The sequence below is a fragment of the Aeromonas sp. FDAARGOS 1409 genome, assembly GCF_019048705.1.
GTDB lineage: Bacteria > Pseudomonadota > Gammaproteobacteria > Enterobacterales > Aeromonadaceae > Aeromonas > Aeromonas sanarellii.
This window is the reverse complement of record NZ_CP077395.1, coordinates 2,851,710-2,874,846: the sequence shown is the minus strand read 5'-3', so window position 1 is coordinate 2,874,846 and position 23,137 is coordinate 2,851,710. Positions and strand designations below refer to the sequence as shown.

The window sequence follows — 23,137 nt, the reverse complement described above, 5'->3', positions numbered from 1 at the left end:
ACCCTTTTCGATAAAAGATATTTATTAACATAGTAAGAAAATTGATTTTGCACTCTGCGACGGCCTGATGATACTTGCCCGCAAAGGTCAAACTAACCAGAACAAGAGCACTATGAGCTTCGAATCAGACAAGCGTTTCAACGACTTCAAACATTTTCCCCGTGGCCTGCGTCGCAGTGGCGAATTCACCGTGGCCGAAGCGGACAGTCTGGAAAAATATGGCACCGTGATGCTGGCGCTCTATCAGGGCAACCAGGCCCCGCGTGATGACGTAGAAAGTGCCTTCATCGAACAGGTCAAGTCCGGCGCGGCCGGCAGCAACCCCCACGCCAAGGTGTGGTTCAAGTACCTGAAGGTCATTGGTCCCAAGCGCGTGCACCGTCTGTGCACAGTCGCGGGTGGCGCCAATGAAGATGCGGGCGGCAGCTTTGAGGGCGGTGGTGGCGGCAGCGACGAGTCCCTCGATTAATGGATACCGAGCTGCTTCGGACCTTCATCGAGGTCAGCAAGACCCGCCACTTCGGCCGGGCGGCTGAGAATCTCTACCTGACCCAGTCTGCAGTGAGCTTTCGGATCCGCCAGCTAGAGCAGCAACTCGGGGTCAGTCTGTTTGCCCGTCACCGCAACAACATTCGCCTGACCGCCTCCGGTGAGCGTCTGCTGCCCTATGCAGACGCCATCTTGCATACCCTGGGCCGCGCCAAGCAGGACGTGGCCCTCTCCCCCGGTTTCAGCCAGCAGCTCGCCATCGGTGCCCCCGCCATCTTCTGGGAGCTCGATTTCAACGACTGGCTCAACCATGTCTATGCCCTGGCCCCCGGCCTCGCGGTGCGCCTCGAGACCGCCTCCCGCGAGCATTTGTGCCGCCAGTTGCTGGAGCGTTCCCTCGATCTCGCCCTGCTCTCCGAGCCGACCAAGATCGACGAGATCGCCCTGCACCCCATCGGTGAACTGGTGTTCGAGCTGGTGAGCCGGGAGCCGGCCGCCAGCGCCGACAGCCTGATGCAGATGCCCCATATCCACCTCGACTGGGGCACCAGCTTCGAGCCACCGTCGAGCCGGCTGCAGAGCCTGCAGAAGACCCCGGTGCTGCACTCGAGCTCCGCCAGCATGGCGCTGCAGTTCGTGCTGGCCAACGGCGGGGCCGCCTACCTGCCAAGGCGCATGGTGAGCCCCTTCCTGGAGCAGGGGAAGCTGCATCTGGTGGAGGGAGGACAGGCCCTGAGCCGCCCGCTCTACCTCGCCTATCTGGAGAAATCCGATCGCCGGGAGCTCATCGATCAGCTGCTCACCCTGCCGCTTGGCTGGGATGACGCCGATCTGCGCCTGCCCGCCGCCGAGCCGGCCATCACCGTCTGATGGGATGCCGGATATGCTACCAGCAGCATGAGAAAAGGGGCCCAAGGGCCCCTTTTGCATAATATGCAGCGCACTCAGCCGTGATGGCGACGATCGTTGGCCTGCGCCAACAGGGTGCGGCTCTCGCGCAAAAACTCGTCCGCCCGCTCGCCGAAGAAGCCGGAGACCTGGCTGAACGCCTCGATAAAGCCCTCCCGATCCCCCCGCTCCAGCAGCCCCAGCGCCTCGCCGAAGTTCTGGTAGTAGCGGCGGATCATCGCCAGATTCTGCGGCGACGACAGTATGATGTCGGCGTAGAGGTGGGGATCCTGGGCGAACAGCCGTCCCACCATGGCCAGCTCCAGCCGGTAGATGGGGGAGCTCAACGCCAGCAGGCGGTCGATGTTAGCCTGCTCGCGGGAGAGGTGCCAGCCGTAGGCGAAGGTGGCAAAGTGGCGCAGCGCCTGGATAAAGGTCATCGCCTCGTCGTGGGCCCTGGCCTCCACCTGCTGCAGCCGTGCCCCCCAGATGGTCATCTGATCCAGCAGCCACTGGCTGGCGGCGGGCTCGCGCCCCTGACAGCAGACGATCACCTGCTTGGCGAGGCTCGCCACGTCCGGCCCGAACATGGGGTGCAGCCCGAGGACCGGCCCCTGGTGTACCGCCAGCATGTGCTCGAGCGGAGCCGCCTTCACGCTGGTCACGTCCACCAGCAGGCAGTCCGCCGGCAGGTTGCCGAGCCGGTCGATCACCTCGCAGGTGACGTCGATGGGCACGGCCACCATCACCAGCCCGGCGCCGTGCAGGATCTCGTCTGCGCGCGGCCAGTCCGCCTGACCCAGGGTCTCGACCCGGTAGCCCGAGAGGCTGAACAGGTTGCCGAACAGGCGGCCGAGCTGGCCCTGACCCCCGATGATCACCACCTTGCCAAGCTCCGGCTTCATGCACTTGAAGTGGTGCTCCTTGTCGCTGGCGGATTCCAGAATATAGGACTCGCGCATCACCCGGCGCAGCACGTCTTCGATGAGATCGCCGGGCACCCCCAGGGCTTGCGCCTCCTCTCGGCGGCGGGCCAGCATGCTCGCCTCCCGATCCGGCGCGTAGATGGGCAGGCCGTGTCGGCTCTTCACTTCCCCCACTTCCCCCACCAGGGCGAGACGGGCGGCCAGCAGATCAATCAGCTGCTTGTCCACCGCATCTATCTTGTCCCTGAGGGCATTCAACTCTTCAGCCATGTCCGGTCCCTGCGGCGCCGCCCGCAGCGACGCCCTGTGATTCAAGAGGCAACGAGGTGTCACCGCCTCGGCCGGTGGCACCTCGATTGTTCAATCAGTGCTGACAAGATACCACGGCTTATGCCTTGGTTCTGGCCAAAAGTGGTGCCGCCAGCTGGCTGTGGCAGCGGGCCAGCAGCGCATCCGTGGTCTCCCAGTCTATGCAGGCATCGGTGATGGAGACGCCGTAGCGCATCTCGCACTTGGGCTGCTCGCTGGACTGGTTGCCTTCGAACAGGTTGGATTCGAGCATCACCCCTATGATGGAGCGGTTGCCCTCCTGGATCTGGTGGATCACGTTGTCCGCCACCTTGGGCTGCAGACGGTGATCCTTGCTGGAGTTGCCGTGGCTGCAATCCACCACCAGACCGGGCAGCAGGCCCGCCTTCTCCAGCGCCTCTTCCGCCAGCGACACATTGACCGAGTCGTAGTTCGGGTGCTTGCCGCCGCGCAGGATCACATGACCATCCGGATTGCCCTGGGTCTGCAGCAGCGCGACCTGGCCCTGCTGGTTGATCCCCATGAAGGCGTGGGGGCTGGAGGCCGCCTGCAGCGCATTGATGGCGGTGCCCAGGTTGCCGTCGGTGCCGTTCTTGAAACCGACCGGCATGGAGAGGCCGGAGGCCATCTCCCTGTGGGTCTGGGATTCGGTGGTGCGGGCACCTATGGCCGACCAGGAGAAGAGCTCAGCCAGGTATTGGGGGCTGATGGGGTCGAGCGCCTCGGTGGCCAGCGGCAGCTCCAGCTCGGCCAGCCAGCAGAGCAGCTCGCGGGCGCGGTGCAGACCCAGCTCCACGTCGAAGGTGCCATCCAGGTTCGGATCGTTGATAAAGCCTTTCCAGCCGACCGTGGTGCGCGGCTTCTCAAAGTAGACCCGCATGACAATGTAGAGAGAGTCCTGATAGGCGTCATGCAGCGCTTTGAGTCTGGTTGCGTACTCTTTGGCGGCGTCCATGTCGTGGATGGAGCAAGGACCACAGATCACCAGCAGGCGGTGATCGCGACGGTGGATGATGTCGGCGATGGTGTTGCGGGCCCCTTGCACGAATGCCAGCGCGCGATCGGAGATGGGCAGTTTCTCCTTGAGCTGGGCAGGCGTGATCATCACTTGTTCGGACTGGATATGGATGTTGTTCAGGGGATCTCTTTGCATCTTCTCATTCTCTCTACTGTTTCAAGCCAAGGGGGCCAACCGTTCATTTTCATTTACACGAGTCAGCACCTTGTTACGCAACCGCCCTCACCTTACCAATTAAAAACAAACAATCAAGTGAAACAAGTGGGTTTATTCGCTAATAGATGGATAAATGACCAAGAATGCAGGATGAGACAACTCGAAAGTAGCGACTAGCGGGGCCTGAGCAGCGCCAAAATGTAAATATTTAATTACACCCATCCATTTTCAACATTCTCCCTCTCTGCCCCCTCTCACCGTCCCTCATCCCGGCGATGACACCGGGCACAAAAAAAGCGGGGCACCTGGCCCCGCTTGCGTTCCCGTGTTGCTCTTCTTTTATTATTTGCCGTGGGCCTTGATAGCCTCGACTGCCTTGTCGGGGAAGTCGCTGAACACGCCATCCACATCGGCCTGGTAGAGGAAGATGTTGAGCAGATCGGTGAAGTCTTTCGCATAGGCAGGGATCTGCCCCTCATCCTGACGGAATGTATAAGGATGCACCTTGAGGCCGGCCGCGTGGGCCTCTTTCACCATGCCGGTGAAGACAGGCTTGCCAGGAGTACCCGGCTCGGTCACCACCATGGGTTTCCAGGGACCTATCCCCTCGGCATAGGTAGCGATGGTCTTCATGGCCCCCGGCTTGAACATCCAGTCGTAGTCGTAGGGAGTCGCCTTGCCCTTGGCGTCGTAGACCATGGTTTCGTTCCAGTCGGTCTCGGCCATCAGCTGCACCAGCTTGAGATCCATGCCCATGGCGGGCATCAGCTCGCCGTTGATGCGCTTGAGCTCGTTGGCATCGAAACACTGCAGATAGACCTTGTCGTTCTTGCCGGTGTAGCCGTACTCCTTCAGTACCTTCAGCACCGCCCTGGAGATGTCCTTGCCCTCGTGGCGGAACAACCAGGGGGCTTTTATCTCCGGGTAGATACCGATGTTCTTGCCGGTGCTCTTGTTGAGCCCCTGGATCATCTCGATCTCTTCCTGGAAGGTATGGATCCTGAAGCTGGACTTCCAGAGCGGGAAGCGCGCCGGATAGACCGGCACCTGCTTGCCGTCCACCAGCTGGAACGGCTCGGTCATGCGCAGGGAGCGCACCTCGTCCAGGGTGAAATCCACCACATAGTAACGACCATCCGGGCGGGCCCGGCCGGGGAAGCGCTCGGCCACATCCGTGATGCCATCGAGGAAGTGATCGTGCATCACCACCAGTTGGTCATCCTTGGTCATCACCAGATCCTGCTCCAGATAGTCGGCGCCCATGCCATAGGCCAGGGCCTTGGATTCCAGGGTGTGTTCCGGCAGGTAGCCGGAGGCGCCACGGTGGGCGATCACGATTTTGCCTTCGTCAGAGGCCAGCGCGGGCAGCGCCAGGGCGGCCCCGAGGCCAAGGGCCACCAGGGTACGGTGAGGTTGTTTCATCAAGGGTTCTCTTTGTTATTGTTTATTTGGTGTAGGTGATTGTTATAGCAGAGGTTTATTGCAGTTTGACGGCGGACGGCAAAGGCCGCCCGCCGTGGGTCATCAGCTGGCCTTGGGCAGGGCGTGGTGGTGTTCGAGCAGCCAGGCGCCGAGCTGCTGCTGTTCGGATTCGGACAGGCGCAGCCCCAGCTTGCTGCGGCGCCACAGGATGTCTTCCAGGCTGCAGGCCCACTCCCGCGCGATGAGATAGCGCACTTCGGATTCATACAGCCCGGCGCCAAAGTGCTGACCGCGCTCCTCCTTCAGCCAGAGGCGGGCATGAGCGCCATAGGCCTCGGCGATGCGCAGGGCGCTGCGATCATCGAGCCAGTCGAACTCCAGCGCAAAGGCGCGCGCCAGTTCGCGCACCGAGCAGTCGAACTCGCCACCGGGCAACCGGCAGGAGGCGGTCCAGTCCTCTCCCATCTGGCTGAACCAGGGCTTGAGCTTGTTGCAGGCGGCCTGGGCCAGCTTGCGGTAGGTGGTGAGCTTGCCGCCAAACACCGACAGGAGCGGCGCCCCGTCGGACTCGCCACTGAGCTCGAGGGTGTAGTCCCGGGTCACCGCCTGGGGCGAATCGGATTCGTCGTCACACAGGGGGCGCACCCCGGCGTAGGTCCAGACCACGTCCGCCGGGCTTATCTGCCTGGTGAAGTGGGCGTTGACCACCTTGCACAGGTAGTCGATCTCGGCGCTGCTGATCTTCGCCTCCCGCGGGCTCCCCTTGTGCTCCACGTCCGTGGTGCCGATGAGGGAGTAATCCTGCTGATAGGGGATGACGAAGACGATGCGGTTGTCCTCGTTTTGCAGTATGTAGGCCTCTTCGCGCTCGTGGATGCGCGGCACTATCATGTGGCTCCCCTTGATGAGGCGAATGCCGCGGGGGGACTTCTCGTGCAGGCTCTCGTCATAGAAGGTCTTGACCCAGGGGCCCGCCGCATTGACCAGACCGCGGCAGCTGACGGTGAACTGCTCGCCCCCTTCCCGCTCGAGCGTCAGGGTCCAGTGCTTGGAGCCGCGCACCGCCTTGATGCAGCGGGTGCGGGTCTGCACGTCGGCGCCCTTGTCCCGCGCCAGCATGGCATTGAGCACCACCAGGCGGGCGTCGTCGACCCAGGCGTCCGAGTATTCAAAGCCCTTGTGGATACCGCTCTTGAGACCGTCCTGCGGCAGGAAGCGCAGACCGCAGCTCCCCTTGAGCTTGTCGCGCTTGGCCAGGTTGTCATAGAGAAAGAGGCCGGCACGGATCATCCAGGCCGGGCGCAGGTGCGGTCGGTGCGGCAGGCGAAAACGCATGGGACGGGCGATGTGGGGAGCCATGCCGAGCAGCACCTCCCGCTCCGCCAGCGCCTCTTTCACCAGCCGGAATTCGTAATGTTCGAGATAACGCAGGCCGCCGTGGATCAGCTTGCTGGAGTTGGACGAGGTGGCAGAGGCGAGATCACTCGCCTCGAACAGCGCCACCTTCAGCCCCCGCCCCGCCGCATCTGCCGCGATGCCGACCCCGTTGATGCCGCCGCCGACGACGACCAGATCATAATGTTCGCTCATGTTCACCTACTTTCTTATTTTGTGTTTGCCATGACAGCAATGTTTGATTTCGCTCATATTAGAACATGAAAAAACAATAAACGAACATTTCGTGAGAGAAATGTGATCGCGATTGTTTTCACAATGCTAAAAATGCTGCCAGTCGGTGACGGCCAGGCAAGGCTACGGCCTGCCGGAAACACCAGTCCCGGGCAGAGAGGCGGGCAAAGGGCCCCGGATGGGAGGGAACGTGCACGAGACGAGGCGATGGACGCGATGGCGTGAAAGCCCTCATGGGGCATGCCGCCGGGCGTCTGGGGCAAGCGCCTGGTGCGGGGGAACTGGCTCCTGATGTACTGGTGCAGAGCCAGGGGCTCAAGGTATGGAATTCAGCGCCTGGAACTGGCCTTTTTGGCGCCGCAAGGGAGACGCCGCAGACCGGGGGTGTGCAGAAAGAAAAGCGGCCGCCACAGGGCGGCCTGATGCTAGAGCAGTGGAAATATCAGCAGATATGGCAGGCGATCTGATGCTGAGACATCAGTCGCATCAGCTTCTCCGGCGGCTCCTGATCCGTGAACAGGGCGTGGATCTGGCTGAGGTTGCCGAGGTTGACCATGGCGTTGCGGCCGAACTTAGTGTGGTCGGCGGCCAGGAACACCTGGCGGGAATGGGCGATGATGGCCTGGGCGATCTTCACCTCGTGGTAGTCGAAATCGAGCAATGAGCCGTCGCTGTCGATGCCCGAGATACCGATGACGCCGTAGTCCATGCGGAACTGGCCGATGAAGTCGCGGGTCGCCTCCCCCACGATGCCGCCATCCCGGTTGCGGATCTCGCCCCCGGCGATGATGACGGTGAAGTCATCCTTGGCGGTGAGGATGCTGGCCACGTTCAGGTTGTTGGTGACGATGCGCAGCTCCCGGTGATCCAGCAGGGCACGGGCGATGGCCTCTGTGGTGGTGCCGATGTCGATGAAGAGGGACGAACCGTCGGGGATGTTGGCGGCCACCTCCCGGGCGATGCGCTCCTTCTCCTTGAGCTGCATCACCTTGCGGGCGCTGTAGGCGGTGTTGACGGTGCTCGAATGCAATGAGGCCCCGCCGTGATGGCGCCGGATCTTGTTCTGTTCGGCGAGATCGTTCAGATCCCGGCGAATGGTCTGGGGGCTGACGTCAAAATGGGTCACCAGATCGTCGGTCGAGACGAAACCCTGCCGGGTCAGGACGTCCAGGATCTCCAGATGTCGTTGGGTTTGCTTCACGCTTGCACTCCGCAGATGAGACGAAAAAAGGCCCCGGCAGGTGCGGGGCCTTTGGCAGTGTACCCTATCCCTTTTCCAATCGATAAGGGCAGGATCACGTTTTATGCCTTATCGGCAGCGGCCTTGTGCGCGATCGAGATGTTCTCGTGCTTGAGGGTCATGGCCAGCAGCACGATGGAGAGCACGCAGGAGATGGTCAGCACCATGAAGCCACCGTCCCAGCCGAAGTGGTCGACGGTATAGCCCAGCATGGCGTTGGCCGCGACCGCGCCGCCCAGATAACCGAACAGCCCGGTGAAACCCGCCGCTGTGCCGGCCGCCTTCTTCGGCGCAAGCTCCAGGGCGTAGAGGCCGATCAGCATGACGGGGCCGTAGATGAGGAAGCCGATGGCGACCAGGGCCATCATGTCGATGGTCGGGTTGCCCGCCGGGTTGAACCAGTAGACCAGCACCGCCAGGGTCACCAGCACCATGAACAGGATGCCGGCCGGGGCGCGGCGGCCCTTGAACATCTTGTCCGAGATCCAGCCGCACAGCAGGGTGCCCGGGATCCCCGCCCACTCATAGAGGAAGTAGGCCCAGGAGGAGTGATCCACGCTGAAATCCTTCGCCTCTTTCAGGTAGGTGGGCGCCCAGTCCAGCACGCCGTAACGGATGAGATAGACGAAGGCATTGGCGATGGCGATGTACCAGAGCAGCTTGTTGTGCAGCACGTACTTCATGAAGATCTCCTTGGCGGAGAACTCCTGCTCGTGGCTCTCGTTGTAATCCTTCGGATAGTCGTTCTTGTACTCCTCGATGGGGGGTAGACCGACCGATTGCGGGGTGTCGCGCATCACGAAGAAGGCGATCACCGCGATGGCCGCCGCCGCCGCCGCCGGCACGTAGAAGGCGCTGCGCCAGTCGTTGAACCAGCCCATGCCGAGGATGAACAGCGGGCCTATCATGCCGCCGCCCACGTTGTGGGCCACGTTCCAGACCGAGACGATCTCCCCCCGCTCCTTCTGTGACCACCAGTGCACCATGGTGCGGCCGCAGGGCGGCCAGCCCATGCCCTGTGCCCAGCCGTTCAGGAACAGCAGCACGAACATGATGGCGATGCTGGAGGTGGCCCAGTGCATGGTGCCCATCATAAACATGATGCCGGCCGACAGCAGCAGGCCGGCGGAGAGGAAGTAACGGGCGTTGGATCTGTCCGACACGTTCCCCATCAGGAACTTGGAGAGGCCGTAGGCGATGGAGACCCCGGAGAGGGCCAGACCCAGATCGCCGCGGGAGAAACCCTGCTCGATGAGGTAGGGCATCGCTAGGCTGAAGTTTTTCCGTACCAGGTAGTAGCCGGCATAGCCGAAGAAGATCCCGAAGAACACCTGCCAGCGCAGGCGCTTGTAGAAGGGATCTATCTTGTCGGCCGGTAGCCTGTCGATATGGGGTGCAGGCCTGAAGAGACTAAGCATGTTCTGCTTCCTTTTATTGTTGTCATGGGCGGTTGAGGGTGCCCCGGTCAAGCTGGCGACCAGATGAGTCCTGATTCGCAAGCGAGCTGATTGTGCTCATTTGTGAACATTTAATCTGTGATGCAGACGGAATTATTGCAGTTTTATTACAAAATAAATCACCCCGTGAGTGATCGCGCATCGACGGCCAGACCGCGTGGAACAAGGGTTTAGGATACCCACTAAGGAGTATTTAAGACCCTGAGAGTTGCTTTTCGTCACATTTTCTTAGCAATGAATGGGATCTTGCCCACATTTCCGGTGGCGGGGGTCTGGTGAATTGGCACAGAAGGTTTATTTTCTCACTCGTCCAAGAACGAGCGCAAACGAGCATAACGTTTGCGCAGACTCAAACAACAAGAAGAAACGTTTTCGGACGCAATAAATGGGAATGCAAGATAACGAAACGGAACATCAAACCTACTGTGGGTGGATATAAGGAATAACAACTATGAGCATACAAAGACCCAATACCCTGCTTGGCGAGTGCCTCGCCGAGTTTATCGGCACCGGCCTGCTGATCTTCTTCGGCGTCGGCTGCGTGGCCGCCCTGGTGCTGGCTGGCGCCAACTTCGGGCAATGGGAAATCTCCATTACCTGGGGCCTGGGTGTCGCCATCGCCATCTATGTGACCGGTGGCATCTCCGGTGCCCACCTCAACCCTGCCGTGACCCTGGCCCTGATGACCTTCTGCGGCTTCGACAAGCGCAAGGTGGTGCCCTTCATCATCGCCCAGATAGCCGGGGCCTTCGCCTCCGCCGCCCTGGTCTACGCCCTCTACAGCAACCTGTTCACCCAGTGGGAGCTGACCCACAACGTGGTGCGCGGCAGCGTCGAGAGCCTCGGCACCGCCGGCATCTTCTCCACCTACCCCAATGCCCTGCTCTCCAACATGCAGGCGTTCGCGGTCGAGCTGGTGATCACCGCCGTGCTGATGCTGGGCATCATGGCGCTGGGTGACAACAACAACGGCGCCCCCAAGGGCTTCGCCGCCGCCCTGCTGATCGGTATCCTGATCGCGGTGATCGGCGCCTCCCTCGGCCCCTTGACCGGCTTTGCCATGAACCCGGCCCGTGATTTTGGTCCCAAGCTGTTCGCCTTCGTCGCAGGCTGGGGTGACGTGGCCCTGACCGGCGGTCGTGACAACCCCTACTTCTGGGTTCCCATCCTCGGCCCCATCGTCGGCGCCCAGCTTGGTACCGCCCTGTATGTGAAAGTGCTGGCTCCCTGCGTCCCGGGCAACCGCGTCGCCACCGAAGAAGCCGCCAAGCTGTCCAATAAAGAAGAGGCCGCCGCCTGAGAGCGGTCCCCCCAACGTGGAAAATAAGAACGTGGAGAACATCATGTCTGCTGAAAAGAAATATGTCGTCGCGCTGGATCAAGGAACCACCTCCTCCCGTGCCATCGTCTTCGATCAGGATGCCAACATCGTCGCGACCTCCCAGCGCGAATTCACCCAGCACTACCCCAAGGCGGGCTGGGTTGAGCACGACCCCATGGAGATCTGGGCGACCCAGTCCTCCGTCTTCACCGAGGTGCTGGCCAAGAGCGGCCTGCACAGCGAGCAGATCGCCGCCATCGGCATCACCAACCAGCGTGAGACCACAGTCGTCTGGGAAAAGGCCACCGGCAAGCCCATCTACAATGCCATCGTATGGCAGTGCCGCCGCACCGCCGCCATCTGCGAGGAGCTCAAGGCCCGCGGCCTGGAAGAGTATGTGCGCGAGAACACCGGTCTGGTGCTGGACGCCTACTTCTCCGGCACCAAGGTGAAGTGGATCCTGGACAACGTGGAAGGGGCCCGCGAGAAGGCGATGAACGGCGAGCTCTTGTTCGGCACCATCGACACTTGGCTGGTGTGGAAGATGACCAACGGCGAGGTGCACGTCACCGATCCGACCAACGCGTCGCGCACCATGCTCTACAACATCCGCGATCTGAAGTGGGATCAGCGCATGCTGGACGAGCTGGGCATCCCCATGTCCATGCTGCCGGAAGTCAAACCCTCCTCCGAGGTGTATGGCTACACCACCCGTGGCGGCGGCGCCCGCATCCCCATCGCCGGCATCGCCGGTGACCAGCAGTCTGCCCTGTTCGGTCAGCTCTGCTTCGAGAAGGGCATGGCCAAGAACACCTACGGCACCGGCTGCTTCATGCTGATGAACACCGGCACCGAGCCGGTGCGCTCCAGCAACGGCCTGCTGACCACGGTCGCCATCGGTCCGAAAGGGGAAGTGAATTATGCCCTCGAGGGTGCCGTGTTTATGGGCGGCGCCACCATCCAGTGGCTGCGTGACGAGCTCAAGATCATCCACGATGCCCGCGACACCGACTACTTCGCCTCCAAGGTGGGCGACACCAACGGCGTCTACCTGGTACCGGCCTTCGTCGGTCTGGGTGCCCCCTACTGGGATCCGTATGCTCGCGGCACCATGGTCGGCCTGACCCGGGGCGCGAACCGCAACCACATCATCCGTGCGGCGCTGGAATCCATCGCCTACCAGAGCCGCGACGTGCTGGATGCCATGCAGCAGGACTCCGGCATCAAGCTGGCGGCCCTCAAGGTGGACGGCGGCGCCGTGGCCAACGACTTCCTGATGCAGTTCCAGGCCGACATGATGCACACCCCCGTGGTGCGTCCGACCCGTATCGAGACCACCGCCATGGGCGCCGCCTTCCTGGCCGGCCTGGCCGTCGGCTTCTGGAAGAGCTCGGAAGAGCTGGAAGACAAGTTCAGCGTGGACCGCGAGTTCATCCCGCAGATGGACAGGGACGATCGCGCCAAGCGTTACAACGGCTGGAAGAAGGCGGTGGAACGCTCACGCCGCTGGGCCGAGGAGGATTGATCGGGCAACCGGTGCATCCTTGAGATGAAAAAACTGAAGAGGCCGACAGCGATGTCGGCCTCTTTTTATTGGCGCTCGCAAGCCCCCTCGGTTCCCTCCCCTTGCCAAGGGGGGGAGAAAATGACCCCTCCCCCTCGTGGAGGGGGAGGCCGGGAGGGGGTTGGAACTGTCGGCATGCCCTCTACAACGCCTCGGCGCCGAGCTGCTCCTTCAGAAAATCGAGCCAGACCCGCAGCCGGATGTCCCGCTGGGCATCGGAATAGAAGACCGCATTGATGGGGCGCGAGGCACCGCTGTTGCTGCGGGCAAGCACCTCCACCAGAGCGCCGCTCGCCCGATCATCCCCCGTCATGAAGTCCGACAGGCAGACGATCCCCTGCCCCGCCAGCGCCAGCTGACGCAATGTCTCGCCGCTGCTGGCCCGCAGGGTCGGGGTGATGGCGAACCTGTCCCCCTGCTCCGCACTCAGCAGGGGCCAGTGGTTGAGGTGATCGGGATGCAAAAAGCCGAGCAGCTCGTGACCCGCCAGCAGATCCGCCGGCTGGCGCGGGGTGCCGCGCGCCGCCAGATAGTCCGGCGAGGCCAGCAGCCGCAGCTTGGAACGCCCGAGCGGCAGGGCCCGCAGGGAGGAGTCGGTCAGCTCGCCGATGCGAATGGCCATGTCCACCCGCCGCTCCATCAGGTTGATAAAGCCCTCCGAGCTGTGCAGTTGCAGCTCGATACCGGGGTAACGGCGGCGAAACTCGCCGATGATGGGCACCAGCCGATGCAGGATGAAGGGGGTGGCGGCATCGACCCGCAAGATCCCCTCCGGCTGCTCCCGGCGCATCAGCAGCAGCCCCTCCGCCTCGCTCATCTTGGCCAGGATCTTCACCGCCCGCTGATAGAACCAGCTCCCCTCCTCGGTCAGGCTGACCCGGCGGGTAGTGCGATTGAGCAGCACGGTGGCGAGCTTCTCTTCGAGGCGCTTGATGCCGCGGCTCACCACCGAATTGTCCATGCCGAGGTTCTCCGCCGCCTGGCGAAAGCTGCCCGCCTCCACCACGGCCACAAACAGGGTCAGTTCATCGGAATGGGTCTTCATTGTTGTCATCCTGGCAAGAGTAATGGGCCTTTATAGGCGAAATGGCCTGGAGTTGGCAAGGCAGGTGTCACCAGAGACGGATCTTGCCGTCCACATAACGTGAGCAACCGCCTGTTTTGCTCCCGGCCTTGTGGTTACAATGCCGAAAATTGGCATCGTATGGCGCCAAACCATCGCAAGGATGAACATCATGAACTTCGCAGAGCGGTTGGGGGCAGCCCACCAGGAGCTTGAAAGCAAAGGCGTGTGGCACGCCAACTACAATCCCCCCTTGCTCAGACTGCTGCGCAGGCTGGGCCTGCGGCTAAGACCGCCCCACTATGAACGTTTTATGGTCAACCTGCTTGCCTTTGGTCTGCCGACAGGTGCCATCTGGGGGGTGTTGATGTGGTACCTCGGCTGGCAGGATGAGGTGAGCCCGACCTTCGCCCTGCGCCAGAGCGCCCTGTTCGGCATAGGGTTCGGTCTGCTGATGGCGACCTGGCTCTGGTTTCGGCGCAAGCAGCTCAAGCTGACGCCCTGGGACGCCTTGCCCCACTCCACGATCCGCACGCAAAAACGCTGGCAGCCCAGATAGATGACACCCGGCCTCACTTATCAGCAGGGAGCGGTACCTTATGAAAGCCCATGAAAAACTGAATTATGTGGAGTTTGCGGCCAGGGATCTCGCCGCCACCCAGGCCTTCTTCACCGCCGCCTTTGGCTGGCAGTTCGCCGACTACGGCCCCGACTACTGCGCCTTCGAGGGAGAAGGGCTGGACGGTGGCTTCTACCGCGCCGATCTGTGCAGTCACAGCCATCAGGGGGGCGCCCTGCTGGTGTTCTACAGCGCCGACATAGAGGCAACCCAGGCCAAGGTGCAGCACCATGGCGGCATCATCAACCGCCCGCTGTTCGACTTCCCCGGCGGCCGCCGCTTCCACTTTGTCGAGCCCAGCGGCAATGAGTTTGCGGTCTGGTCCGAACCGGCGGCCTGATAGCGAGGGGTGGGCACCCCAGCCCACCCTGCTCTCTGCTTTACATATGAACCTTTCCCCGGCGCCGGCTGCCCGCCGGTCTCTTCTCTCTCCCATTGCTGCACTCACCTCAATAGTGTTTTGCAACTGCTGCCCTGTATCCCCCAGTCTGCGGCGGGCATACTGGCCCCCGAAATTGCAAGGAGGTTCAGATGCCGTTCCCCGTGATCGTGATTGCCCAGCTTGACGCCAAACCCGAATTTTCTGACCGGTTTCGCGCCGCCTTGGACCCCTTGATTGCGGCTACCCTGCAAGAGCCGGGATGTCTGCGCTACCAGTTGCACCAGAGCCTGGAGAGCCCCCACGGCTGGATGCTGCACGAGGAGTGGGAGAGCGAGGCCGCCCTGCTCGCCCACCAGCAGCAGCCCCACTTTATCGCCTTTGCCAGCCTGGCCTCCCCCTGGTTTGCCAGCCGGGTCGTGAGCCGCTACCGGCGCGTCTGATGTCCCTGCGGCCCCTCCCCTGTCCGCCATAGGAGCGGGCCGGGTTGGCACAAGATTGAGCGTAAAAAACAATAACCTGAGGAATTGAATAATGATGAAGATGCCCAACCTGGGTCTTGGAACCTTCCGCCTGAAAGATCAGCCCCTGCGTGACTCCCTGCTCCAGGGGCTGGCGCTCGGCTATCGCCATATCGATACCGCCCAGATCTATGACAACGAGGCCGAAGTGGGCCAGCTGATGAGCGAAAGCGGCGTCCCCCGCCAGGATATCTACCTGACCACCAAGGTGTGGACCAGCGAGTTCGGTCCGGGCAAGGTGATCCCGAGCCTGGAGCTGAGCCTGGAAAAACTGCGCACCGACTATCTGGACCTGGCGCTCATTCACTGGCCCTCCCCCCAGGATGAGGTGCCGATGGCGGTCTATCTGGAGCAGCTCGCCGAGGCCAAGGCACAAGGCCTGACCCGGGAGATCGGGGTCTCCAACTTCACCGTGGCCCAGCTCAAGCAGGCTGTCGAGATCCTGGGGCCGGGCGCCATCGCCCACCAGCAGGTGGAGATCCACCCCCTGCTGCAAAACCGCAAGGTGGTGAAATTCTGCCAGGAGCAGGGCATCGCCATCACCGCCTATATGCCGCTCGCCTATGGCAAGGTACTGAGCGAACCGCTCCTGATGGAGATCGGCAAGCGCCACGGCGTCTCGGCGGCTCAGGTGTCACTGGCCTGGCTGCTGGCCCAGGGCATGACGGTGATCCCGAGCTCTACCAAGCGGGAGAACCTCGCTGCCAACCTGGCCGCCCTCAAGGTACAACTCAGTAGCGAGGAGATGGCGGCCATCGCCACACTGGACAGAGGCGAGCGCTGCGCCAACCCGGACTTTGCACCGAATTGGGATTGATCCCCCTCATCCCCAACCCTTCTCCCGCAAGGGGAGAAGGGAGCAAATAAGGCTCAATGACATTCTTCGGCACCAGCGGGAGGCACAATGCCTCCCGCTTTTTTTCGTCCGTCCCCCGGCACGCTCCCTTTATCCCCCATGGCCTGCCGCCTCTGATTGATGCTGATTTGGCAAAAGTCATTTGATATCGCCGTCATTTTTACCAACAAACGCCATCGGCATACTGGCGCCATTCTCCCGTCGGGAGCCACTATCCAAGGAGTTGTTATGCCACTGGCGTTGTTTGCCCTCACCCTCAGTGCCTTTGCGATCGGCACCACCGAATTCGTGATCGTGGGGCTCATTCCCACCATCGCCGACCAACTGCACGTCTCGCTGCCCTCGGCGGGCCTCCTGGTCAGCCTCTATGCCTTGGGCGTCGCCATCGGCGCCCCCGTGCTCACGGCGCTCACCGGCAAGCTGCCGCGCAAGTGGCTGCTGGTGGGGCTGATGGCGCTCTTCACCGCCGGCAACCTGCTGGCCTGGCAGGCCCCCGGCTATGAGAGCCTGATCGTCGCCCGGGTGCTGACCGGTCTGGCCCACGGGGTCTTCTTCTCGGTGGGCAGCACCATAGCCACCGGCCTGGTGCCCAAGGAGAAGGCGGCGAGCGCCATCGCCATCATGTTCAGCGGCCTGACCGTGGCCCTGGTGACCGGCGTGCCGCTCGGCACCTGGATTGGCCAGCAGTTCGGCTGGCGCGAGACCTTCCTGGTGGTGAGCGCACTCGGGGTCATCGCCATGGCCGGCAGCCTGCTGCTGATCCCGGGCAACCTGCCCAAGGGGGCTTCCGCCAGCCTGGGTGAGCAGCTCGCCGTGCTGACCAGGAAGCCCTTGCTGCTGGTCTATGCCAAGACGGCGCTGGGTTACGGCGGTGCCTTCACGGCCTTTACCTTCCTCGCCCCCATCCTGCAGCAGGTGAGCGGCTTCGATGCCAACGCGGTGAGCCTGATCCTGCTGGTCTACGGCGTCTCCGTGGCGGTCGGCAACATCTGGGGCGGCAAGCTCGCGGACAAGATGGGCCCGCTGCCCGCCCTCAAGCTGCTGTTTGCCGGTCTCGCCCTGGTGCTGCTGATGCTCACCTTCACCGCGCCCCATCCGGTGCTGGCGGTGCTCACCGTGCTGGTGTGGGGCGCCTTCGCGTTCGGCAACGTGCCCGGCCTGCAGGTGCTGGTGGTGAAACAGGCCGAGCAGCACACCCCGAACGCCGTGGACGTGGCCTCCGGCCTCAACATCGCCGCCTTCAACGTCGGCATAGCGCTCGGCTCCGTGGTGGGCGGTTTCGTGGTGGAGCACCTGGGGTTGATGCACACCCCCTGGATCGGCGCCCTCATCGTGCTGCTGGCCTATGGTCTGACCCATGCCAGCGAGAAGCGCGAAGCCAGACTGGCGCCGGCAATCTGATCCGCCACGCAAAAGAACGAGAAGGCCGACACTGGGTGTCGGCCTTTTTCATTGGCAAGATGGCGCGGCTCAAGACTCCTTGAGATCCTCATCCGCGGCCCAGCGCGCCTCCAGCCAGAGCAGATTGACCAGGCCGCACAGCAGCGCAAACCCCAGCCCCAGTATCCAGGTGAAATACCACATATCGAAGACTCCTCAATTCCCGTGTCAGTAGAGGCTATGGCCGTGTTCGCGCACCTGCTCGGTGCTCATCTTGCCCCGCGCCACCCAGTAGACCCAGAGGGTGTAACCGATGTTGATGGGCATCAGCACGCCGACGATGCCCAGCATGATAAGCAGGGTACGCTCGCTGGAGGTGCCGTCCCACAGGGTCAGGCTGCTCGACGGATCCAGGGACGAGGGCAGCACGAAGGGGAACAGGGCGATGGCGATGGTCAACATCATGGCGGCGCAGGCACCGCCGCTGGCGACGATGGCCAGCCGCGCCCAGCCAAGGGCGCTTGCCAGCGTGCTCAAGAGCGGCAGCAAGAGGCCCAGGGCAGGCACGGCCCAGAGTCCGGGGTGCGCCACGAAGTTGCCAAACCAGCCATCCGGTGCCGTCGTTACCTGCTTCATCAGGGGCGTCAGGGCGCCGTTGGGATCCCCCATCTCGGCTATCCGGTAGCCCCGCATCTGGCTGAGCCAGAAGCCGCCCAGGGCAAACAGGCCGCTCGCCAGCGGGCCGAGCCAGCGGCTGTGGCGGGCGCAGCGCGCCGCTATCACCCCTTGAGTCTTGCACTGCAGGAAGCTGGAGCCGTGCAGCATCAGCAGGGCCAGCGCCGTGCCCATGCAGGTCAGGAGCAGCGGCCAGTGGAACTCGAAGGCGCCGTAGTGGATGCGCAGAGCCGAGTCGAAGCGAAACGGCAGCCCCTGCAGCAAGAAGCCGAGGGTCGCGCCAAACACCAGGGTCGGCAGCAGGGCGCCAACCACCAGGGCACGGTCCCACCAGCGGCGCCACTGGGGATCCGGCAGCTTGCTGCGATAGTCAAAACCGACCGGGCGCAGGAAGAGGCCGAACAGCAGGAACATGAAGGGCACGTAGAGCGCCGAGAAGGAGGCGGCATAGACCAGGGGCCAGGCGGCGAACAGGGTGCCGGCACCGGCGATGAGCCACACCTGGTTGCCCTCCCACACCGGGCCCACGCTGTTGAGCAGCACCCGCCGCTCCTCATCGTCCTTGGCCACCACGGGCAACAGCATGCCGACCCCGAGATCGAAGCCATCCATCACCACGAAGCCGATGAGCAGGAAGAGTACCAGCCCCCACCAGACGAGTTTCAGGATTTCGTAATCCATCAGACGGGACTCCCGTTTTTCAACACTTCACCTTGATAACGACCCGTCTGCAGGCTGGCGGGCCCTTTGCGGATCACGTGACGCAACAAGAACAGCTCCACCACCAGCAGCGTGCTGTAGATGAGGAAGATGGCGATCAGGCTGAACCAGAGCTGGCCCGGGCGCAGCAGGGAGACGGAGGCCGAGACCGGCAGCACCTCGCTGATGGTCCAGGGCTGGCGACCGAACTCGGCCACGAACCAGCCCGCCTCGATGGCAATCCAGGGCAGCGGTATGCTCCAGAACAAGGCCTTGAGCAGTCGGGTCGATTGCACCAGCCGGCCCCGGCACAGTTGCAGGAAGGCGGCGGCAAAGAGCGCCAGCAACACCACCCCTATGCCCACCATCAGCCGGAAGCTCCAGAACAGCGGCGCCACCTGGGGAATGGAGTCATCGACAGCCTTGGCGATGGCCGCCTCGTCCGCCTTGCCAATCTCCTTGGTATGGGGGGTCAGCAGCAGGCCGTAGCCGAGATCGGCGCGGTGGCGCTCGAAGGTGGCCCTGGCCTCGGCATTGCTCCCGTCTGAGCGCAGCGCCTCCAGGGCGTCGTACGCCAGCATGCCGCTGCGGATGCGTTTCTCGTGCTGCGCTTTCAGATCCTTGAGGCCGGTCACCTGCTCATCCAGGGAGCGGGTGGCGATGATGCCCATCAGATAGGGGATCTTGACCGCGGCGTGGGTGGTCTCGGCGCTCTGATCCGGCAGGCCGAACAGGGTGAAGGAGGCAGGGGCAGGCTCGGTGTGCCACTCCGCCTCGATGGCGGCGAGCTTCACCTTCTGCACCTCGCCGGTGCGATAGCCCGACTCGTCCCCGAGCACGATGACCGAGAGGATGGCGGCGAGGCCGAAGCCCGAGGCGATGGCGAAGGATCGCAGGGCGAAGCGCACCTCCATGCGGCGCAGCAGATACCAGCTGCTCACCCCCATCACGAACAGGGAGGCGGCCACGTAGCCCGCCGCCACCGTGTGCACGAACTTGACCTGGGCCACCGGGTTGAAGATCACCGCCGCCACGTCGGTCAGCTCCATGCGCATCGTCATGGGGTTGAACTCGGCGCCGACCGGGTTCTGCATCCAGCCGTTGGCGATGAGGATCCAGAGCGCGGAGAGGTTGGAACCGAGCGCCACCAGCGCGGTCACCAGCAGGTGCTGACCCCGGGAGAGCTTGTCCCAGCCGAAGAAGAAGAGGCCCACCAGGGTGGATTCGAGGAAGAAGGCCATCAGCCCCTCCACCGCCAGCGGGGTGCCGAAGATGTCGCCGACGTAGTGGGAGTAGTAGGCCCAGTTGGTGCCGAACTGGAACTCCAGGGTGATCCCCGTGGTCACCCCCATCACGAAGTTGATGCCGAACAGCTTGCCCCAGAAGCGGGTGATGTCCTTGTAGATCACCTTGCCGGTCATCACGTAGGCCGACTCGGCGATCACCAGGATCCAGGACAGCCCCAGGGTGAGGGGCACAAACAGAAAGTGGAACATCGCCGTCGCGCCGAACTGTATTCGGGAGAGGCTGACCACATCATCCAGGCTTATCATGCATGACTCTCTATGTTGCATTTAACAGGCAGGTTTTCGCCCGTTCAGTACAACACGCGCCATGACACCTATAACAGATGCAGTTATAGTGAAATCCACCTATAACAGTTTGAGCCCACCATGTCCCGCTACGGCCAACTGGCAGATCAGCTGCAGCAACAGATAGAGAGCGGCGTCTGGCGAGCGGGGGAGCGCATCCCCTCCATCCGCCAGAGCTGCAAGACCCACAACCTGAGCCCCATGACGGTGCTGCAGGCCTATCAGCTGCTGGAGAGCCGCGGCCTGGTGCTGGCCCGGCCCCAGTCCGGCTACTACGTCAAGGCCGCCGCCTCCCCCCAGCGCATCAGCGCCCCCCGGCAGGCCCGCTACAGCGGATCTGTGGACATCAACGATCTGGTGTTCGAGGTGCTGCAGGCGAGCAAGTCCCGGGATCTGGTGCCGCTGGGCATGGCGGTGGCGGATCCCGCCCTCTTCCCCCACCCCCAGCTCGGCCGGGCCCTGGGGAGCTGCATGCGCCGGCTCGATCCCTTCAGCACGGTGGCGGACCTCCCCCCCGGCAACGAGATCCTGCGCCGGGCCATCGCCCGCCGCTACGCGGACGACGGCCTGGCGGTCGACCCCCAAGAGATCATCATCACCACCGGCGCCATGGAGGCGCTCTCCCTCAGCCTGCAGGTGCTGACCGAGCCGGGAGACTGGGTGGTGGTGGAGTCACCCACCTTCTACGGCGCCCTGCAGGCCATCGAGCGGCTCAAGCTCAACGTGGTGGAGATCCCGGTGCGCCCCGGGGTCGGCATCGATCTCGCGCTGCTGGCCCAGGCGCTCGCCGAGCGCCCCATCAAGGCGTGCTGGCTGATGGGCAACGTCCAGCACCCCCTGGGCCACACCATGCCGGATGGCCACAAGGAGGCGCTGATGCAGTTGCTCAACGCACACCGGGTGCCCCTGGTGGAGGACGACGTCTACGCCGAGCTCTACTTTGGCCGCGAGCGCCCCCGCCCCATCAAGTGCTGGGATGCGCGGGGAGAGAGCCTGCTGTGCGGCTCGTTTTCCAAATGCCTGGCGCCGGGCTTTCGGGTCGGCTGGGTGGTGGCGGGGCCCCATGCCGAGCGCATCCAGCGGCTGCAGCTCATATCGACCCTCTCCACCAATGTGCCGAGCCAGCTCGCGCTCGCCGACATGCTGCGCCAGGGCGGGGTGGACGCCCACTTTCGCCGCCTGCGCCACAACCTGGCCCAGCGCCAGCAGCAGATGCGGGCAGCCCTGCTGCGCCTCTTCCCGGAGGAGGTGCGGATCAGCGCCCCGGATGGCGGCTACTTCCTCTGGCTGGAGTTCGACCCCCGCCTCGACGGTCGGGCCCTGCACACACAGGCGTTGGCCTGTGGCTTCTCACTCGCGCCGGGGGCGCTGTTCTCGAGCCAGGGCCAGCACAACCACTGCCTGCGCCTGAACAGCTCCCATCCCTGGAGCCCGGCGCTGGAGGCGGCCCTTGCCCGGCTGGCGGCGCTGATCCACCAGCAGCTCGGCACCGACCAGGGCTAGCCACTTTGCCTCTGAGCCCGCCTGCGAGGCGGGCTCGCCGTCGACTTAGGCGGCCCCGACTCGACGACGCCGATTTTTTTCTGCTCGGCTGCATCCAATCGCCTTCCTCCCGCGTCTCTTGCTTGAACCTCAATCAAGGAGAGACGATGAAATCCCAACCCCTCTGGCTCGCCCTGCTCTGCTCGGCCCTTATCCAGCCGCTGCAGGCCGCTACCCTCCCCCAGTCTGCCCAGACCGACCCCGTCCATCAGGCCGGCGACGGCGTGATCCGCCTCTATGGCCCCGGTGGCCCGGACACCGCCCTGAAACGGGCGGCCGCGGCCTTCCAGCAGGAGACCGGGATCCCGGTCGAGGTCACCGCCGGCCCCGAACATGGCTGGCGCGACAGGGCCGTCAAGGATGCGGATCTCATCTTCGCCGGGGCCGAGCAATCCATGTCCGCCTACCTGCGAAGCTACCCCTTCCTCGACCCCCAGAGCGCCCACGCCTACTACCTGCGCCGCAGCGTCATCGCGGTGCAGAAGGGCAACCCGGCGCAGATCACGGGGGTGGAGGATCTGATCAACCGCCCCCTCAAGGTGGTGGTGACCGAGGGGCTCGGCAACTACAACACCTCGGGCACCGGCCTCTGGGAAGACGTGGCCGGCCGCAAGGGCAAGCTGGCCGATGTGCAGAAGCTGCGGCGCAACATCGTCGCCTTCGAGCAGGGCAGCGGCGCCAGTTTCCGGGCCTTCACCAATCAGCAGGCCGATGCCTGGATCACCTGGGTGCACTGGCCCCTGAACCACCAGGACAAGGCCGACTTCGTCGAGATCGAGCCGGAGCGCCGCGTCTATCGCGGCCTGCTGATCAGCAAGGCGCAGGGCGCGGATGCCGGCGCCCAGCGCTTCCTCGACTTCATCGACAGCCCCAAGGGCGAGCCCTTCTTCGCCCAGGATGGTTGGACCCGTTAACCCTGACCTCCCATAACCCAAAGACCATCGCCAACAAACCCAAGGAGAACGCCATGAACAAGTTCCTCATCAGCCTCGCCTGCCTGCCCCTCGCCTCGGCCTGTGCCCTGGACACCCAGCCCCTGAGCGGCGCCGAGCAGCTGCCCATCGCCCGGATGACGGAGAACGGCAAGGCCTATCTGGTCGATGCCAAGGGCTTCAGCCTCTACCGCTTCGACAAGGATGCCCAAGGAAAATCAACCTGTTATGCTGAGTGCGCCGAGAAGTGGCCGCCCGCATTGGCCAGCGCGGAGCAGGTCAAGGCGGGGGTCGGCAAGGCCGCAGACGCCGGGATCGGCCTGGTCCTGCGCGACGACGGCCGCTATCAGTGGAGCTACCGTGGCCAGCCGCTCTATCGCTGGATCAAGGATGAGCAGCCCGGCCAGAGCCGCGGGGATGGCGTGAAGCATGTCTGGCACCGCGTCCAACTATGAGGTCT

The 23,137-nt window shown here is 63.4% G+C and carries 22 protein-coding genes; 12 read left to right on the top strand and 10 right to left on the bottom strand.

All coding sequences use genetic code 11. The annotated features are described in order from the left end of the window. Positions 1-112: 112 nt before the first annotated feature. Both I6L39_RS13730 and hdfR read left to right on the top strand, forming a co-directional pair. Positions 113-469 carry a DUF413 domain-containing protein gene (locus tag I6L39_RS13730; protein ID WP_042077029.1) on the top strand — a complete coding sequence of 119 codons (357 nt, stop codon included), beginning with the start codon at positions 113-115 and terminating at the stop codon, positions 467-469. Then, complete coding sequence (hdfR, locus tag I6L39_RS13725; RefSeq protein WP_042077031.1) at positions 469-1,359, top strand: HTH-type transcriptional regulator HdfR; 891 nt, start codon at positions 469-471, stop codon at positions 1,357-1,359. The genes I6L39_RS13730 and hdfR overlap by 1 nt, the downstream gene beginning before the upstream one ends. A gap of 74 nt (positions 1,360-1,433) precedes the next feature. Here the strand turns inward: hdfR and tyrA are convergent, their stop codons facing one another. The 6 genes from tyrA to glpT all read right to left on the bottom strand — a co-directional run bounded on the left by tyrA (position 1,434) and on the right by glpT (position 9,495). Beyond that, positions 1,434-2,573 (bottom strand): bifunctional chorismate mutase/prephenate dehydrogenase, encoded by a 1,140-nt coding sequence (gene tyrA / locus I6L39_RS13720; RefSeq protein ID WP_216989950.1) that lies wholly within the window; start codon positions 2,571-2,573, stop codon positions 1,434-1,436. Between the two features lie 118 nt (positions 2,574-2,691). Beyond that, positions 2,692-3,765, bottom strand: coding sequence for a 3-deoxy-7-phosphoheptulonate synthase (locus tag I6L39_RS13715; RefSeq protein WP_011705545.1), 1,074 nt, complete (start codon positions 3,763-3,765; stop codon positions 2,692-2,694). Positions 3,766-4,128: 363 nt separating this feature from the next. Continuing rightward, complete coding sequence (gene glpQ / locus I6L39_RS13710) at positions 4,129-5,208, bottom strand: glycerophosphodiester phosphodiesterase (protein ID WP_216989949.1); 1,080 nt, start codon at positions 5,206-5,208, stop codon at positions 4,129-4,131. 102 nt (positions 5,209-5,310) lie between these two features. Continuing rightward, the gene (gene glpD / locus I6L39_RS13705; RefSeq protein ID WP_216989948.1) at positions 5,311-6,798 is read right to left on the bottom strand and encodes a glycerol-3-phosphate dehydrogenase; all 1,488 of its coding nucleotides are present in this window, start codon (positions 6,796-6,798) and stop codon (positions 5,311-5,313) included. Between the two features lie 481 nt (positions 6,799-7,279). After that, positions 7,280-8,038 carry a DeoR/GlpR family transcriptional regulator gene (locus I6L39_RS13700; RefSeq protein ID WP_042077039.1) on the bottom strand — a complete coding sequence of 253 codons (759 nt, stop codon included), beginning with the start codon at positions 8,036-8,038 and terminating at the stop codon, positions 7,280-7,282. A gap of 101 nt (positions 8,039-8,139) precedes the next feature. Next, positions 8,140-9,495, bottom strand: a complete 1,356-nt coding sequence (gene glpT, locus I6L39_RS13695) for a glycerol-3-phosphate transporter (protein WP_042077040.1) — start codon at positions 9,493-9,495, stop codon at positions 8,140-8,142. A gap of 490 nt (positions 9,496-9,985) precedes the next feature. Between glpT and I6L39_RS13690 the strand changes: the two genes are divergently transcribed. Together I6L39_RS13690 and glpK are read left to right on the top strand one after the other, a co-directional pair. Then, positions 9,986-10,834 carry an MIP/aquaporin family protein gene (locus I6L39_RS13690; protein ID WP_216989947.1) on the top strand — a complete coding sequence of 283 codons (849 nt, stop codon included), beginning with the start codon at positions 9,986-9,988 and terminating at the stop codon, positions 10,832-10,834. A gap of 43 nt (positions 10,835-10,877) precedes the next feature. Continuing rightward, positions 10,878-12,380 carry a glycerol kinase GlpK gene (gene glpK / locus I6L39_RS13685; RefSeq protein WP_042077080.1) on the top strand — a complete coding sequence of 501 codons (1,503 nt, stop codon included), beginning with the start codon at positions 10,878-10,880 and terminating at the stop codon, positions 12,378-12,380. Positions 12,381-12,561: 181 nt separating this feature from the next. Here the strand turns inward: glpK and I6L39_RS13680 are convergent, their stop codons facing one another. Further along, positions 12,562-13,464, bottom strand: a complete 903-nt coding sequence (locus I6L39_RS13680; RefSeq protein WP_216989946.1) for a LysR family transcriptional regulator — start codon at positions 13,462-13,464, stop codon at positions 12,562-12,564. Positions 13,465-13,654: 190 nt separating this feature from the next. Between I6L39_RS13680 and I6L39_RS13675 the strand changes: the two genes are divergently transcribed. The 5 genes from I6L39_RS13675 to I6L39_RS13655 all read left to right on the top strand — a co-directional run bounded on the left by I6L39_RS13675 (position 13,655) and on the right by I6L39_RS13655 (position 17,258). Further along, entirely contained in the window at positions 13,655-14,041 is a 387-nt protein-coding gene (locus tag I6L39_RS13675) for a DUF6404 family protein (protein WP_042077045.1), read from the top strand. A gap of 40 nt (positions 14,042-14,081) precedes the next feature. Further along, positions 14,082-14,441 carry a VOC family protein gene (locus I6L39_RS13670; protein WP_216989945.1) on the top strand — a complete coding sequence of 120 codons (360 nt, stop codon included), beginning with the start codon at positions 14,082-14,084 and terminating at the stop codon, positions 14,439-14,441. 191 nt (positions 14,442-14,632) lie between these two features. Beyond that, complete coding sequence (locus I6L39_RS13665) at positions 14,633-14,923, top strand: putative quinol monooxygenase (RefSeq protein WP_216989944.1); 291 nt, start codon at positions 14,633-14,635, stop codon at positions 14,921-14,923. Between the two features lie 91 nt (positions 14,924-15,014). Further along, a complete protein-coding gene (gene dkgB / locus I6L39_RS13660) occupies positions 15,015-15,818 on the top strand; it encodes a 2,5-didehydrogluconate reductase DkgB (protein ID WP_216989943.1) in 804 nt (267 codons plus the stop codon). A 267-nt stretch (positions 15,819-16,085) separates the two neighbouring features. Continuing rightward, a complete protein-coding gene (locus I6L39_RS13655) occupies positions 16,086-17,258 on the top strand; it encodes an MFS transporter (protein WP_216989942.1) in 1,173 nt (390 codons plus the stop codon). A 69-nt stretch (positions 17,259-17,327) separates the two neighbouring features. Here I6L39_RS13655 and cydX read toward each other — a convergent pair whose 3' ends face one another. From cydX to I6L39_RS13640, 3 genes are read right to left on the bottom strand one after another with little or no spacing between them, the layout of a single operon-like run. After that, the gene (cydX, locus tag I6L39_RS13650; protein WP_005310033.1) at positions 17,328-17,441 is read right to left on the bottom strand and encodes a cytochrome bd-I oxidase subunit CydX; all 114 of its coding nucleotides are present in this window, start codon (positions 17,439-17,441) and stop codon (positions 17,328-17,330) included. A gap of 24 nt (positions 17,442-17,465) precedes the next feature. Continuing rightward, on the bottom strand, positions 17,466-18,593 hold the full coding sequence (gene cydB / locus I6L39_RS13645) for a cytochrome d ubiquinol oxidase subunit II (protein ID WP_216989941.1): 1,128 nt from the start codon (positions 18,591-18,593) through the stop codon (positions 17,466-17,468). Beyond that, positions 18,593-20,164: a cytochrome ubiquinol oxidase subunit I gene (locus I6L39_RS13640; RefSeq protein ID WP_216989940.1), complete on the bottom strand. Its 1,572-nt coding sequence runs from the start codon at positions 20,162-20,164 to the stop codon at positions 18,593-18,595. The genes cydB and I6L39_RS13640 overlap by 1 nt, the downstream gene beginning before the upstream one ends. Positions 20,165-20,284: 120 nt before the next feature. Between I6L39_RS13640 and I6L39_RS13635 the strand changes: the two genes are divergently transcribed. From I6L39_RS13635 to I6L39_RS13625, 3 genes are all read left to right on the top strand, one after another. Next, positions 20,285-21,706 carry a PLP-dependent aminotransferase family protein gene (locus tag I6L39_RS13635; RefSeq protein WP_216989939.1) on the top strand — a complete coding sequence of 474 codons (1,422 nt, stop codon included), beginning with the start codon at positions 20,285-20,287 and terminating at the stop codon, positions 21,704-21,706. 146 nt (positions 21,707-21,852) lie between these two features. Beyond that, entirely contained in the window at positions 21,853-22,659 is an 807-nt protein-coding gene (locus I6L39_RS13630; protein ID WP_216989938.1) for a substrate-binding domain-containing protein, read from the top strand. 53 nt (positions 22,660-22,712) lie between these two features. Next, positions 22,713-23,132 (top strand): hypothetical protein, encoded by a 420-nt coding sequence (locus tag I6L39_RS13625; RefSeq protein ID WP_052447014.1) that lies wholly within the window; start codon positions 22,713-22,715, stop codon positions 23,130-23,132. The last annotated feature ends 5 nt before the right edge of the window (positions 23,133-23,137 follow it).

Bases quoted from the DNA above. Each gene is read 5' to 3' on its own strand.
- glpD (WP_216989948.1), bottom strand. From the start codon at position 6,798: ATGAGCGAACATTATGATCTGGTCGTCGTCGGCGGCGGCATCAACGGG.
- I6L39_RS13625 (WP_052447014.1), top strand. From the start codon at position 22,713: ATGAACAAGTTCCTCATCAGCCTCGCCTGCCTGCCCCTCGCCTCGGCC.
- I6L39_RS13680 (WP_216989946.1), bottom strand. From the start codon at position 13,464: ATGAAGACCCATTCCGATGAACTGACCCTGTTTGTGGCCGTGGTGGAG.
- cydB (WP_216989941.1), bottom strand. From the start codon at position 18,593: ATGGATTACGAAATCCTGAAACTCGTCTGGTGGGGGCTGGTACTCTTC.
- cydX (WP_005310033.1), bottom strand. From the start codon at position 17,441: ATGTGGTATTTCACCTGGATACTGGGGCTGGGGTTTGCGCTGCTGTGC.
- glpK (WP_042077080.1), top strand. From the start codon at position 10,878: ATGTCTGCTGAAAAGAAATATGTCGTCGCGCTGGATCAAGGAACCACC.
- dkgB (WP_216989943.1), top strand. From the start codon at position 15,015: ATGATGAAGATGCCCAACCTGGGTCTTGGAACCTTCCGCCTGAAAGAT.
- glpQ (WP_216989949.1), bottom strand. From the start codon at position 5,208: ATGAAACAACCTCACCGTACCCTGGTGGCCCTTGGCCTCGGGGCCGCC.
- I6L39_RS13730 (WP_042077029.1), top strand. From the start codon at position 113: ATGAGCTTCGAATCAGACAAGCGTTTCAACGACTTCAAACATTTTCCC.
- I6L39_RS13630 (WP_216989938.1), top strand. From the start codon at position 21,853: ATGAAATCCCAACCCCTCTGGCTCGCCCTGCTCTGCTCGGCCCTTATC.
- I6L39_RS13635 (WP_216989939.1), top strand. From the start codon at position 20,285: ATGTCCCGCTACGGCCAACTGGCAGATCAGCTGCAGCAACAGATAGAG.
- I6L39_RS13665 (WP_216989944.1), top strand. From the start codon at position 14,633: ATGCCGTTCCCCGTGATCGTGATTGCCCAGCTTGACGCCAAACCCGAA.
- tyrA (WP_216989950.1), bottom strand. From the start codon at position 2,573: ATGGCTGAAGAGTTGAATGCCCTCAGGGACAAGATAGATGCGGTGGAC.
- I6L39_RS13675 (WP_042077045.1), top strand. From the start codon at position 13,655: ATGAACTTCGCAGAGCGGTTGGGGGCAGCCCACCAGGAGCTTGAAAGC.
- hdfR (WP_042077031.1), top strand. From the start codon at position 469: ATGGATACCGAGCTGCTTCGGACCTTCATCGAGGTCAGCAAGACCCGC.
- I6L39_RS13655 (WP_216989942.1), top strand. From the start codon at position 16,086: ATGCCACTGGCGTTGTTTGCCCTCACCCTCAGTGCCTTTGCGATCGGC.
- I6L39_RS13690 (WP_216989947.1), top strand. From the start codon at position 9,986: ATGAGCATACAAAGACCCAATACCCTGCTTGGCGAGTGCCTCGCCGAG.
- I6L39_RS13670 (WP_216989945.1), top strand. From the start codon at position 14,082: ATGAAAGCCCATGAAAAACTGAATTATGTGGAGTTTGCGGCCAGGGAT.
- I6L39_RS13640 (WP_216989940.1), bottom strand. From the start codon at position 20,164: ATGATAAGCCTGGATGATGTGGTCAGCCTCTCCCGAATACAGTTCGGC.
- I6L39_RS13715 (WP_011705545.1), bottom strand. From the start codon at position 3,765: ATGCAAAGAGATCCCCTGAACAACATCCATATCCAGTCCGAACAAGTG.
- glpT (WP_042077040.1), bottom strand. From the start codon at position 9,495: ATGCTTAGTCTCTTCAGGCCTGCACCCCATATCGACAGGCTACCGGCC.